Genomic DNA, 12,881 nt, shown 5'->3' with positions numbered 1-12,881 from the left:
GAGCCGGGTTTTTTATTCCAGGTGGTAGAGCGGCGACAGCGCAACGGCCAGGTGTTTGAAGACGTTAAACACCGCCGTGGTTTTGGGGGTTGGCAGCCCATCGGCGTCGAGAAAAAACGGACCGCGAAAGACCAGCACATCGCCCTGCTGGGTGACTTCATCCGCCTGCATTCCCGCGACATAATCATCGTGTTCCCTGATCAGCGCGTTGGCTTTTTCCAGCAATGCCTGGCGGGAAATAGCCTGAGTCGTTTTCTGCATTTATTCACTCCTTTTTGACAGTACCCAAATCCTTTCTATATTACTGGCGAGCCACAGGGCGTGACAACCTGGAGCCAGATGCCGGATTCTGTGCGGAAATCTGGCGTAAGTCCGGGTGGAGTGCTAATTAAGTTGCGTAACAGATTTTATCAGGTAGAGTGTGGGCGATTCCGATTTCAGGGATTTTGCACCGGGATGTGCGATAAGTTCAGATGGAAAAAGCACTCTTTATCATGTAGTTGCATAAAGTCACATCATCTGTTCTGAGATTGACCCCTCCGCCTTGAAATGTTAAACAGGCGCAGCAATATTGAACCCAATGGGTTTTTGGGCATCCAATTCTCTCCCGCTAAGCAGGATGTTTTCATTAGGTAAAGGTAAATATGGGTAAAGCACTCGTTATTGTTGAGTCCCCGGCAAAGGCTAAAACAATCAATAAATACCTGGGCAGTGACTACGTGGTTAAATCCAGCGTGGGTCATATCCGGGATCTGCCGACCAGTGGGTCAACCGCAAAGAAGAGTGCTGACGCCTCGACAGAGAAGAAAGCCAAAGACGCTTCGACCGACAAGAAAGTCAAAAAAGTTAAAAAAGATGAGAAAGCCGCGCTCGTCAGCCGTATGGGCGTAGACCCTTACCACGGCTGGGAAGCGGATTATCAGATCCTGCCCGGCAAAGAGAAAGTCGTGGCCGAGCTGAAAGCGTTAGCCGCCAGTGCTGACCACATTTATCTCGCAACCGACCTTGACCGCGAAGGGGAAGCCATCGCCTGGCATCTGCGGGAAGTCATTGGCGGCGATGACTCACGCTTCAGCCGCGTCGTGTTTAACGAAATCACAAAGAATGCAATCCGCCAGGCGTTTGAAAAGCCGGGCGAACTAAATATCGATCGGGTCAATGCTCAGCAGGCGCGTCGTTTTATGGATCGCGTGGTGGGCTACATGGTCTCGCCGCTGTTGTGGAAGAAGATCGCCCGCGGCCTCTCGGCCGGACGTGTGCAATCCGTTGCGGTTCGCCTGGTGGTGGAGCGTGAACGCGAGATTAAAGCCTTCGTTCCTGAAGAGTACTGGGAAATCAATGCCGCGCTGACCACGCCGAAGGGCGATGAGCTGTCGATGGATGTCACCCATCACGGCGACAAAGCCTTCCGTCCGGTCAACCGTGACGAAACCTACGCCGCCGTGGCGCTGCTGGAAAAAGCGCGTTTTGAAATCGTGGATCGTGAAGATAAGCCGACCAGCAGCAAGCCGGGCGCGCCCTATATCACCTCGACCCTGCAGCAGGCGGCGAGCACCCGTCTGGGCTTTGGCGTGAAAAAAACCATGATGATGGCCCAGCGGCTCTACGAAGCGGGTCACATTACCTATATGCGTACCGACTCAACCAACCTGAGTCAGGATGCGGTTGCCATGGCGCGCGGCTACATCGAAAACCATTTCGGCAAGAAATATCTGCCTGACAACGCCATCACCTACGCCAGCAAAGAGAACTCTCAGGAGGCGCACGAAGCGATTCGTCCTTCTGACGTGGAAGTGGTGGCGGAAAAGCTGAAGGATATGGAAGCGGATGCGCAGAAACTCTATCAGCTGATCTGGCGCCAGTTTGTTGCCTGTCAGATGACGCCAGCGAAGTATGACTCCAGCACCATTACCGCCGCGGCTGGCGATTTCCGCCTGAAAGCTAAAGGCCGGATCCTGCGGTTTGACGGCTGGACTAAAGTGATGCCCGCACTGCGCAAGAACGATGAAGATCGCACACTGCCTGCGGTCAGCGTGGGTGATGTGCTGGATCTCACGACGCTGGTGCCGGGTCAGCACTTCACCAAGCCACCGGCGCGCTTCAGCGAAGCCTCGCTGGTGCGTGAGCTGGAGAAGCGTGGCATCGGTCGTCCTTCTACCTATGCGGCCATCACCTCGACCATTCAGGATCGCGGCTACGTCAGAGTGGAAAACCGCCGCTTCTATGCGGAAAAAATGGGCGAAATCGTCACCGATCGCCTGGAAGAGAACTTCCGCGAACTGATGAACTACGATTTCACCGCTCACATGGAGAGCAGCCTGGACCAGGTCGCCAACAATCAGGCGGAATGGAAAGCGGTGCTCGATCACTTCTTCAGCGACTTTACTCAGCAGCTTGAGCTGGCCGAGAAAGATCCCGAAGAGGGCGGTATGCAGCCGAACCAGATGGTACTGACCTCGATTGACTGCCCGACCTGTAGTCGTCAGATGGGTATCCGCACCGCCAGCACCGGCGTCTTCCTGGGCTGCTCGGGCTATGCGCTGCCGCCGAAAGAGCGCTGCAAACAGACCATCAACCTGATCCCGGAAAATGAAGTCCTGAATATTCTGGAAGGGGATGATGCGGAAACCAACGCGCTGCGCGCCCGTCGTCGCTGCCAGAAGTGCGGTACGGCGATGGACAGCTACCTAATTGACAGCGAACGTAAGCTGCACGTCTGTGGGAACAACCCGGAGTGCGATGGTTACGAAATCGAGAAGGGCGAATTCCGCATCAAAGGCTATGACGGCCCGGTGGTGGAGTGCGAGAAGTGCGGATCGGAGATGCACCTGAAGATGGGCCGCTTTGGTAAGTATATGGCGTGTACCAATGAGGAGTGCAAAAACACCCGTAAGATCCTGCGGAGTGGTGAAGTTGCGCCACCGAAAGAGGATCCGGTTCCGCTGCCTGAGCTGGCATGTGAAAAATCAGATGCTTACTTCGTGCTGCGTGACGGCGCGGCCGGTGTCTTCCTGGCGGCGAACACCTTCCCGAAATCGCGTGAAACGCGCGCTCCGCTGGTCGAAGAGCTTCAGCGCTTCAGCGATCGTCTGCCGGAGAAGCTGAAATATCTGGCCGAGGCGCCCGCCACCGACCCGGAAGGCAACAAGACGCTGGTGCGGTTCAGCCGCAAGACGAAGCAGCAGTATGTCTCCTCTGAGAAAGAGGGCAAGGCAACCGGCTGGTCAGCCTTCTATATCGATGGCAAATGGCAGGAAGCGAAAAAGTAATCCATTCAGGCCAGCGTTCGCTGGCCTTTTTCTGAGCCTTATATCAATCCGTTCTACTCTCTCACTTAAACTGATATAGTTGTTATAGCATTTCCGCCTTTCCTGATGCATAGCCTCTCTTCAGCCTCGCGACTATCCGTCAACCGGGGATGCGACTCTGTAACTTACCGGGATAAAACAGACATGAAATTACAGCAGTTGCGCTATATCGTCGAAGTGGTAAACCATAACCTCAACGTCTCTTCGACGGCGGAAGGTCTTTACACCTCTCAACCCGGCATCAGTAAACAGGTGCGTATGCTGGAAGATGAGCTGGGCGTGCAAATTTTTGCCCGCAGCGGTAAACATCTCACGCAGGTCACACCGGCAGGGGAAGAGATCATCCGCATTGCGCGTGAAGTGCTCTCCAAGGTGGACGCCATTAAGTCGGTGGCCGGTGAGCACACCTGGCCGGATAAGGGCTCGCTCTATGTGGCCACCACACACACACAGGCTCGTTATGCGCTGCCGGGCGTCATTAAAGGCTTTATTGAACGCTATCCGCGCGTCTCGCTGCATATGCATCAGGGGTCGCCAACCCAGATCGCGGAAGCCGTCTCCAAGGGCAACGCGGACTTTGCGATTGCCACCGAAGCTCTGCATCTCTATGACGATTTAATCATGCTGCCGTGCTACCACTGGAACCGGGCGATTGTGGTGACCGCCGACCACCCGCTGGCCGGAAAAGGGCAGGTCTCCATCGAGGAGCTGGCTGAGTATCCGCTGGTAACCTATACCTTCGGCTTTACCGGGCGCTCGGAGCTGGATACGGCCTTCAATCGTGCCGGCTTAACGCCGCGCATCGTCTTCACCGCCACCGATGCGGACGTCATCAAAACCTACGTCCGTCTGGGTCTGGGGGTAGGGGTGATCGCCAGTATGGCGGTTGATCCGGTCGCCGACCCTGACCTGATTCGCATCGAGGCCGCCGATATCTTTACCAACAGCACCACCAAAATTGGCTTCCGCCGCAGTACCTTCCTGCGCAGCTATATGTATGATTTTATCCAGCGTTTTGCGCCGCATCTGACCCGCGACGTGGTAGACACGGCGGTCGCGCTGCGCTCAAACGAGGACATTGAGGCGATGTTTAAGGATATCCGGCTGCCGTTTAAATAGGGTTTATTCCCTGCGTTGAAACATAAGGCTGCCTGGTGCAGCCTTTTTTGTTTCCAGGCTTTAGCGCCAGATGAGAATCAAAAGTTTTTATGATTTTTTTGTAAATGAAACATTGATCACAGGTTTCCCGGTTCAGCTTTCTTAAATGCGAATTACAACACACTTTTAACTATGTCACTTTGCGACACGCCAGGATTATTCCCATACTCCAGTTAACAGCCGATTCGTTTAGCCAGCAAACACGCGGTTCCTGAGTTTCAGCTGTAGTTATAAATGGATCTGTTTTTAATTTAACTCAAATTTTTGAGTGCCTGATTTAATTAAAAGTTCGTTCCGGAGTTAATGGTTTCTTACGTTACTGGCGTCTATTGATTAATACCGTTAATCGTTTTACTCAATAAAAATAACTGGATTTTTGGCCTTAACGCGTTTAGGATTCCTCCTAAATCTTAATCGTTGTTATCAATCATTTTGTTGAGAGTGATTATCAAAAACTATGAATACACGACTGACAGTAGAACCGGGTTTCCCGGTAAAAAGCACCAAGGTTGAGCGTACCGGCAACACCCGTCGCAATGCCTGGTTAACCGTATTCGCTGCTTCTGCGCTGTTCTGGGTAGTCGTAGCGTTAATGATCTGGCGTATCTGGGGCTAAAGCCATGTGGGCACATACACTCAGCCATAAACCTTCACTGACGTCGCGCCAGCACAAGCCGGTTGCCTGTAAAGGCAAAGAACCGCTTGCAAAGGACGAAAAAGTGTCTATCCCCGAATCGTGGGATTTGAGCGATAACCAGAGACTTTTTATTGAGTCTTTTCTGGACCCTAAAAACAAATAAGGTTTTAAGACCGTTTATTTGTCACTGTTCTTTTATTACCGATGTTCCGGGCACGCTTTCTGGCTGCCGATCTCCACACCTGTACGACAAAAGGGTGTCGCCTCATTGAGGACGACCGCTAAACTTTTACGCCCGATTCCGGCGAAGGAGTAGATACAATGAATATTATTAAAATGTCCTGGCTTAGCGCGTATGCATTCTCTTTTGCGTTCTGGTCTGCGGCGGTGTGGATAACGCTCTAATCTGACTACCCCCTCTTTTATGATGCCTCGTGATTTCACGGGGCATTTTCGTTTACGGCGATTGTAGCAATTTGTGTTGTAATCAAAACGTTAACGAATTTGTGGTCTATCTTTAACATAAACCTTTGTCTCTTTGAGGTTAAGACCATGAACGAAAAGGAGGAGCTATGTCGTCTACCCTACGCGAGCAGAGTCAGGAAATACTGCAGGTCGACACCAAAAAATATCACATCTTCAGTCTTCCCCGTGCGGCTCAGCATCTCGGCAATATCGATAAGCTGCCCAAATCTCTCAAAGTTCTGCTGGAAAACCTGCTGCGCTGGCAGGATGGCGACTCTGTCACCGCAGAGGACATCCAGGCGCTGGTGGACTGGCAAACCGATGCCCACGCCGATCGCGAAATTGCCTACCGGCCAGCCCGTGTTCTGATGCAGGACTTCACCGGCGTCCCCGCCGTCGTTGACCTGGCGGCGATGCGCGAAGCGGTGAATCGTCTGGGTGGCGATGTGGCAAAAGTGAATCCGCTTTCCCCGGTCGACCTGGTTATCGACCATTCGGTTACGGTGGATCATTTTGGCGATGATGACGCGTTCGAAGAGAATGTCCGGCTGGAGATGGAACGCAACCATGAACGCTACGTTTTTCTTCGCTGGGGCCAGAAAGCCTTTGATAAATTCCGCGTGGTGCCGCCGGGTACCGGTATCTGTCATCAGGTCAACCTGGAGTACCTCGGTAAGGCGATCTGGCACGAGACCCGCGACGGGGAAGAGTACGCCTGGCCGGATACGCTGGTCGGCACGGATTCACATACCACCATGATCAACGCGCTGGGCGTGCTGGGGTGGGGCGTCGGGGGTATCGAAGCCGAAGCCGCCATGCTGGGGCAGCCTGTCTCAATGCTGATCCCGGATGTGGTCGGTTTTAAACTCACCGGCAAACTGCGGCCGGGCATTACCGCTACCGATCTCGTGCTCACCGTGACCCAGATGCTGCGCAAGCATGGCGTGGTAGGCAAGTTTGTGGAGTTTTATGGCGATGGCCTGGCGGATCTGCCGCTGGCAGATCGCGCGACCATTGCCAACATGGCACCGGAATATGGCGCAACCTGTGGCTTCTTCCCGGTGGATGACGTGACGCTGAGCTATATGACGCTGACCGGCCGCGATGCTGAGCAGGTGGCGCTGGTCGAAGCCTACGCCAAAGCGCAGGGATTGTGGCGTCATGCCGGCGATGAGCCGCGCTTCACCAGTACGCTGGCGCTGGATATGAACGATGTCGAATCGAGTCTGGCCGGGCCTAAGCGTCCGCAGGATCGGGTTTCGCTGGGCGATGTGCCTGCCGCCTTCGACGCCAGCAATGCGCTGGAAGTTAATCACGCACAGAAGCCGCACAAAAACGTCGAATATACGGACAGCGACACAGGACTGACTCACACGCTGACTGACGGCGCGGTGGTCATCAGTGCGATCACCTCCTGTACGAATACGTCTAACCCCAGCGTATTGATGGCCGCCGGGCTGCTGGCGAAAAAGGCGGTCGGGCGCGGGCTGAAACGCAAGCCGTGGGTGAAGGCGTCACTGGCGCCCGGCTCCAAAGTGGTCTCAGACTATTTAGCCGTCGCGCAGCTTACCGCTTATCTGGATAAGCTGGGCTTCAACCTGGTCGGCTACGGCTGTACTACCTGTATCGGCAACTCCGGGCCGCTGAAGGATGAGATTGAATCTGCCATCAAAGCGGGCGATCTTACGGTAGGGGCCGTGCTGTCGGGTAACCGCAACTTTGAAGGCCGTATTCATCCGTTGATCAAAACCAACTGGCTGGCTTCGCCGCCGCTGGTGGTCGCCTATGCCCTGGCGGGTAACATGAAGATCAACCTGCAGACCGAACCGCTGGGCCACGATCCCCAGGGTCAGCCGGTCTATCTCAAAGATATCTGGCCGTCACCGGAAGAGATCGCCACCGCCGTCCAGCAGGTAACCAGCGATATGTTCCACAAAGAGTACGCGGAGGTCTTTGACGGCACGCCAGACTGGCAGGAGATCAAGGTCAGTGAAGCGGCGACCTACGACTGGGATGAGGGTTCGACTTATATTCGTCTCTCTCCGTTCTTTGACACGATGCAGAAAGAGCCGGAGCCGGTGCAGGATATTCGCGGCGCCCGGGTGCTGGCCATGCTGGGTGACTCGGTGACCACCGACCACATTTCGCCAGCGGGCAGCATTAAGGCGGAAAGTCCGGCGGGACGCTATCTGCTGGCCCACGGGGTGGAGCGCACCGATTTTAACTCCTATGGTTCGCGTCGCGGCAACCATGAAGTGATGATGCGCGGCACCTTTGCCAACATCCGTATCCGTAATGAGATGGTGCCCGGCGTTGAGGGCGGATACACCCGGCACTATCCGAGCGGCGAGCAGCTGGCCATCTATGATGCGGCGATGAAGTATCAGGCGGAAGGGGTGCCACTGGCGGTCATTGCCGGGCTGGAGTATGGTTCAGGCTCAAGTCGTGACTGGGCGGCCAAAGGTCCCCGTCTGCAGGGCGTCAGGGTGGTAATTGCCGAATCTTTTGAACGTATCCACCGATCTAACCTGATCGGGATGGGGATCCTTCCGCTGGAGTTCCCGCAGGGCGTGACCCGGAAAACGCTGGGGCTGACGGGGGAAGAGCGCATTGACGTAGAGAACCTTCAGGCGCTGACGCCGGGCTGCAGGGTGAAGGTTACCCTGACGCGCGCGGACGGCAGCAAAGAGGAGCTGGACACCCGCTGTCGCATCGACACCGGTAATGAGCTGACCTACTACCGCAATGACGGCATCCTGCACTATGTGATCCGCAATATGCTGAACTGATAAAAAAGCCGGGGCGACCCGGCTTTTCTTTTTTAGGACTTCGGCAGCAGATGCCCCATCTTGCTCGCCTTGGTATCCAGATAGTGCGCGTTTTTGGGATTACGTCCCACCACCAGCGGCACCCGCTCAACGATATTAATCCCGGCTTCGCTCAGGATCTCCACCTTCCGCGGGTTATTGGTCAGCAGGCGCACTTCATTGACGCCCAGCAGTTTGAACATATCCGCACACAGGGTGAAGTCGCGTTCATCGGCGGCAAAGCCGAGCTGGTGGTTGGCTTCGACGGTGTCATATCCTTTATCCTGCAGCGCATAGGCGCGGATCTTATTCAGCAGGCCGATGTTGCGCCCTTCCTGACGATGGTAGAGCAGCACGCCGCGACCCTCTTCAGCGATGGCATTGAGGGCAGCTTCAAGCTGAAAACCACAGTCGCAGCGCAGGCTGAAGAGTGCATCGCCGGTCAGGCATTCGGAGTGAACGCGCGCCAGGACCGGCTCATTATCATTAATATCGCCAAAGACCAGCGCAACGTGGTCATGTCCGGTTGCCAATTCTTCAAAACCTACCATCAGGAAATCTCCCCATGGCGTGGGCAGTTTGGCTTCTGCCACCCGTTTAAGCTGCATGTGACTCTCCAGAACCTTCAGAGGATGCACTATCATCATGATAGTGCACAGGCCAGTGTGGCCCGACAAACGTGCAATATTGTGCCACAACCCGTAAGCGGGCTGGTACTCTCTGACACCAATTGCAGTGATAAAGCACGATTATCCAATCGGCAACAGGTATGTTATTCTTTTTTAAGCTAAAGTTATGCAGTTATTGTTCTCTGACACCGGTATAAGGGAAAAGGATGTTTAAGATTTCGCGTCGTACGACCTTCGGTATGCTGCTGTTGCTGATCATGCCGGTTTCCGTCTGGCTGACCGGCTGGCGCTGGCAGCCGGGCGAAAGCAACCTCGTGCTGAAAGGCCTGTTCTGGATGACCGAGACCGTCACCAGCCCGTGGGGGATCCTCACCAGCGTGCTGCTGAGTGCCTGGATGCTCTGGTGCCTGCGCTTTCGTCTGAAGCCCGCGATTCTGCTGCTGATCATCATGAACGCCACCATTCTGGCGGGGCAGTACACCAAGTCCTTTATCAAAGAGCAGATCCAGGAGCCGCGTCCTTACGTGATCTGGCTGGAGCAGCATCACGGTCTGGATGAGAAGACCTTCTATGAACTGAAGCGCAAACAGCGTGGTGAGATGGTGACGTCGCTGATCGCCGACGAGACGCAGATCCCCGGCTGGCTGAAGCGGCACTGGGCGTTCGAGACCGGCTTTGCCTTTCCCTCCGGCCATACCATGTTTGCCGCCAGCTGGGCGCTGCTGGCCTTGGGACTGCTCTGGCCGCGCCGTCATTACAAGACCGTGGTCGTGATCTTCATCTGGGCCACCGGCGTGATGGCCAGCCGTCTGCTGCTCGGTATGCACTGGCCGCGGGATCTGGCGGTGGCAACGCTGCTTTCCTGGCTCCTGGTGACGCTGGCGACCTGGCTGGCACAGCGGTTCTGTGGCCCGCTGACGCTGCCGCCGGAAGAGCAAAAAGAGGTGGCTCAGCGGGAGCCCTGATTGTATTTCCCCCTGAAGACCCCATATTATTGATCGGGTTTGCGCAAAAGCGACTCACCCGATGCTGCTGGGAGCAGCATTTTTGCCGGAGTTTTGGCATAATTTATTCGACAACCTCACAACAGGATGCACTGTGAAATATTTGCTGATTTTTTTAGTGGTACTGGTCATTTTCATTATTTCCGTCACCTTAGGCGCGCATAACGATCAGGTCATTACTTTTAACTATCTGCTGGCGCAGGGTGAGTTCAGCGTTTCGACCTTACTGGCATCACTGTTTGGCGCAGGGTTTGTGCTGGGCTGGATTATCTGCGGCCTCTTCTGGTTACGCACCCGTGTCTCGCTGGCCAATGCCAACCGGAAAATCAGACGTATGCAGGCGCAAATCGAGCAGAGCAACACCGCACTGGCGACACCGCCAGCGGTACCGGCTGGCCGGGAATAACCCCCGATGCATGAATTGCTGTTCCTGTTACTGCCGGTTGCGGCTGCCTATGGCTGGTATATGGGCCGTCGCAGCGCGCATCAGGATAAGCAGCAGGAAGCCAATAAGCTGTCACGGGAATATGTTGCGGGCGTAAACTTCCTGCTCTCGAACCAGCAGGATAAAGCGGTCGATCTCTTCCTCGATATGCTGAAAGAGGACAGCGGCACGGTGGAGGCGCACCTGACGCTGGGTAATCTCTTCCGTTCGCGCGGGGAAGTGGACCGCGCTATTCGCATCCATCAGGCATTAATGGAGAGCGCGTCGCTGAGCTACGAACAGCGTCTGCTGGCCGTGCAGCAGCTGGGGCGCGACTATATGGCCGCCGGGCTCTACGACCGCGCGGAAGATATGTTCAAGCAGCTCACCGATGAAACCGACTTCCGGGTGGGCGCGCTGCAGCAGCTGCTGTTAATCCATCAGGCGACCAGCGACTGGCAGCAGGCGATCGACGTCGCCGAGCGGCTGGTTAAACTGGGCAAAGAGAAGCAGAAGGGTGAAATCGCCCATTTCTACTGCGAACTGGCGTTGCAGGCGATGAGCAGCGACGATCTGGATCGGGCGATGAGCCTGCTGAAAAAAGGGGAGTCTGCCGATCGCAACAGCGCCCGCATCTCGATCATGATGGGCCGAATCCTGATGGAAAAAGAGGATTACGCCAGAGCGGTCGGGCATCTGCAGCGGGTGCTGGATCAGGATAAAGAGCTGGTCAGTGAGACGCTGGCGATGCTGGAAACCTGCTTCCAGCGGCTGAATCAGCCTGAAGCCTGGGCCGACTTTCTGCAGCGCTGCGTGGAAGAGAACACCGGTGCCGCAGCCGAGCTTTATCTCTCTGACATCGTGGAGCAGCAGCAGGGCTCAGAAGCGGCACAGAACTACATCAGCCGCCAGCTGGAGCGCCATCCCACCATGCGGGTCTTTCATCGCCTGATGGATCTGAACCTGCATGATGCAGAAGATGGCCGGGCAAAAGAGAGCCTGATGGTGCTGCGCGATATGGTGGGTGAACAGATTCGCACCAAACCCCGCTATCGCTGCCAGAAGTGTGGCTTTACCGCGCATGCGCTCTACTGGCACTGTCCATCCTGCCGAACCTGGTCTTCGGTCAAACCTATCCGGGGTCTCGACGGCCAGTAATCCGGCCGTTGCAGGTCAGTTTACTATTCGCATTGTAGTTACAACATACTAGTGAATGAATGCTTATGCGAGCTTCGGCAAACGTGCATAAATCGTCAGGCAGCGGGGCGATCGCGATTGTGATGGTCAGACACCGCAGGTAGAATGCTTGCCGTTTGTCTATTGCGCCTGCGGGTGCCTGTTACAGAGGAAATGCCATGCCTTCACCCCACAACGTGACCGCTTCGCCGATTCTGGTAGCGCTGGATTATCACGATCTCGACAGCGCATTGCGTTTCGTCGACCAGATCGATCCCCGCAGTTGCCGCCTTAAAGTGGGCAAAGAGATGTTTACGCTGTTCGGCCCGTCGCTGGTCAGGACTCTGCAGCAGCGCGGCTTTGAACTCTTCCTCGACCTGAAATTTCACGATATTCCCAACACCACGGCAAAGGCTGTCGCGGCAGCGGCCGATCTTGGCGTCTGGATGGTCAACGTCCACGCCAGCGGCGGCGCGCGCATGATGAGTGCGGCGCGTGAGGCGCTGCAACCTTTTGGCAAGGATGCACCGCTGCTGATTGCCGTCACCGTTCTGACCAGTATGGATGCAGAGGATCTCAAAGGACTTGGCATCACGCTGTCGCCGGCCGAACAGGCGGAGCGACTGGCGAAGCTGACGCAATCATGCGGACTGGATGGCGTGGTCTGTTCGGCCCATGAGGCGGTGCGCTTTAAACAGGAACTGGGTCAGGAATTTGCCCTGGTGACGCCGGGAATTCGTCCTGCGGGCAGCGATGCCGGCGATCAGCGCCGCATCATGACACCACAGCAGGCGAAGCAGGCGGGCGTGGATTATATGGTGATCGGGCGTCCGATTACCCAGTCCGCCGATCCGGCCGCTGCCCTGCAGGCCATCCTTAACAGCCTGGAGACACCCTGATGGCGAATGATAATCCACTGGTTTACTCCACCGGCAGCGGTCGCATCACCCAGTCCGAGCCTCAAGCGGCGCGGCCAAAAGGGGACGGTATTGTCCGTATTCAGCGTCAGACCAGCGGCCGCAAGGGCAAAGGGGTCTGCCTGATTACCGGCATCGATCTTGATGATGCTGCACTGGCGTTGCTGGCAGCCGAACTCAAGAAAAAGTGCGGCTGTGGCGGCTCGGTGAAAGAGGGCGTAATCGAAATTCAGGGCGATAAACGCGACCTGCTAAAGAGCCTGCTGGAAGCCAAAGGGATGAAGGTGAAGCTGGCGGGCGGCTGAATAAGAAATCGGGCTACCGAAGTAGCCCGATTGTGATGCAGATGCTAGCGT

Annotated in this window: 12 protein-coding genes; 10 read left to right on the top strand and 2 right to left on the bottom strand. The window is 55.8% G+C overall.

Features of this window, described 5'->3' with window-relative positions; translation table 11 throughout:
* Window positions 1-12: 12 nt before the first annotated feature.
* Window positions 13-261 (bottom strand): YciN family protein, encoded by a 249-nt coding sequence (locus ACR6AS_RS06210; protein WP_111140071.1) that lies wholly within the window; start codon window positions 259-261, stop codon window positions 13-15.
* 383 nt (window positions 262-644) lie between these two features.
* Here ACR6AS_RS06210 and topA point away from each other — a divergent pair, with 383 nt between their 5' ends.
* From topA to acnA, 5 genes are all read left to right on the top strand, one after another.
* Window positions 645-3,269, top strand: coding sequence for a type I DNA topoisomerase (gene topA, locus ACR6AS_RS06205; RefSeq protein ID WP_293771029.1), 2,625 nt, complete (start codon window positions 645-647; stop codon window positions 3,267-3,269).
* Between the two features lie 183 nt (window positions 3,270-3,452).
* On the top strand, window positions 3,453-4,427 hold the full coding sequence (gene cysB, locus ACR6AS_RS06200) for an HTH-type transcriptional regulator CysB (RefSeq protein WP_111140073.1): 975 nt from the start codon (window positions 3,453-3,455) through the stop codon (window positions 4,425-4,427).
* Between the two features lie 496 nt (window positions 4,428-4,923).
* Window positions 4,924-5,082 (top strand): YmiA family putative membrane protein, encoded by a 159-nt coding sequence (locus ACR6AS_RS06195; RefSeq protein WP_111140074.1) that lies wholly within the window; start codon window positions 4,924-4,926, stop codon window positions 5,080-5,082.
* Between the two features lie 4 nt (window positions 5,083-5,086).
* Window positions 5,087-5,266: a YciX family protein gene (locus ACR6AS_RS20535; RefSeq protein WP_111140075.1), complete on the top strand. Its 180-nt coding sequence runs from the start codon at window positions 5,087-5,089 to the stop codon at window positions 5,264-5,266.
* A 409-nt stretch (window positions 5,267-5,675) separates the two neighbouring features.
* Window positions 5,676-8,357 (top strand): aconitate hydratase AcnA, encoded by a 2,682-nt coding sequence (gene acnA, locus ACR6AS_RS06190; RefSeq protein WP_111140076.1) that lies wholly within the window; start codon window positions 5,676-5,678, stop codon window positions 8,355-8,357.
* A 32-nt stretch (window positions 8,358-8,389) separates the two neighbouring features.
* Here the strand turns inward: acnA and ribA are convergent, their stop codons facing one another.
* Window positions 8,390-8,983: a GTP cyclohydrolase II gene (gene ribA / locus ACR6AS_RS06185; RefSeq protein ID WP_111140077.1), complete on the bottom strand. Its 594-nt coding sequence runs from the start codon at window positions 8,981-8,983 to the stop codon at window positions 8,390-8,392.
* Between the two features lie 227 nt (window positions 8,984-9,210).
* Between ribA and pgpB the strand changes: the two genes are divergently transcribed.
* The 5 genes from pgpB (at window position 9,211) to yciH (ending at window position 12,830) form a co-directional block, all read left to right on the top strand.
* Window positions 9,211-9,969 (top strand): phosphatidylglycerophosphatase B, encoded by a 759-nt coding sequence (pgpB, locus tag ACR6AS_RS06180; protein ID WP_111140078.1) that lies wholly within the window; start codon window positions 9,211-9,213, stop codon window positions 9,967-9,969.
* A 133-nt stretch (window positions 9,970-10,102) separates the two neighbouring features.
* On the top strand, window positions 10,103-10,414 hold the full coding sequence (locus ACR6AS_RS06175; protein ID WP_111140079.1) for a LapA family protein: 312 nt from the start codon (window positions 10,103-10,105) through the stop codon (window positions 10,412-10,414).
* Window positions 10,415-10,420: 6 nt separating this feature from the next.
* The gene (lapB, locus tag ACR6AS_RS06170; RefSeq protein ID WP_111140080.1) at window positions 10,421-11,590 is read left to right on the top strand and encodes a lipopolysaccharide assembly protein LapB; all 1,170 of its coding nucleotides are present in this window, start codon (window positions 10,421-10,423) and stop codon (window positions 11,588-11,590) included.
* 197 nt (window positions 11,591-11,787) lie between these two features.
* On the top strand, window positions 11,788-12,507 hold the full coding sequence (gene pyrF / locus ACR6AS_RS06165; RefSeq protein WP_199560006.1) for an orotidine-5'-phosphate decarboxylase: 720 nt from the start codon (window positions 11,788-11,790) through the stop codon (window positions 12,505-12,507).
* Window positions 12,507-12,830, top strand: coding sequence for a stress response translation initiation inhibitor YciH (gene yciH / locus ACR6AS_RS06160; protein ID WP_293771026.1), 324 nt, complete (start codon window positions 12,507-12,509; stop codon window positions 12,828-12,830). The genes pyrF and yciH overlap by 1 nt, the downstream gene beginning before the upstream one ends.
* The last annotated feature ends 51 nt before the right edge of the window (window positions 12,831-12,881 follow it).

The organism is Pantoea phosphatilytica, assembly GCF_051025615.1.
In the GTDB taxonomy this organism is placed as follows: domain Bacteria; phylum Pseudomonadota; class Gammaproteobacteria; order Enterobacterales; family Enterobacteriaceae; genus Pantoea.
The sequence above is the reverse complement of the archived record's forward strand: the minus strand, read 5'-3'. Positions and strand labels throughout refer to the sequence as shown.